Genomic DNA, 322 nt, shown 5'->3' on the forward strand with positions numbered 1-322 from the left:
ACCACGGACAGGTCCGGCCGCGACACCAGATGCGACCGCAGCCGCTCCGCCTGCGCCCGCAGCGCCGCGTCGTTACGCGCCGACAGCACCACCGGAACCGCACCGGCCGGTCGCCGCACCTCCTCGGCGGGAGCGTCCTCGGACGGCTCCTCGGCGGGGGCCTCCTCGAGGATCAGGTGCGCGTTCGTGCCGCTCACACCGAACGACGACACACCCGCGCGGCGCGGGCGGCCCTCGACCTGCCACTCGCGGGCCTCGGTCAGCAGCTCGACGCGTCCGGAGTGCCAGTCGATGTGCGGGGAGGGCTCGTCCACGTGCAGCG

General features: G+C 75.2%; 1 protein-coding gene. It reads right to left on the reverse strand.

Annotated features, from left to right (window positions below; all coding sequences use genetic code 11):
* The coding region (locus tag IH00_RS0136595; protein WP_158828222.1) for a ketoacyl-synthetase C-terminal extension domain-containing protein at positions 1-322 on the reverse strand (322 nt) is incomplete at both ends.

It is taken from the genome of Streptomyces sp. NRRL S-118 (genome assembly GCF_000716335.1).
Lineage (GTDB): Bacteria > Actinomycetota > Actinomycetes > Streptomycetales > Streptomycetaceae > Streptomyces.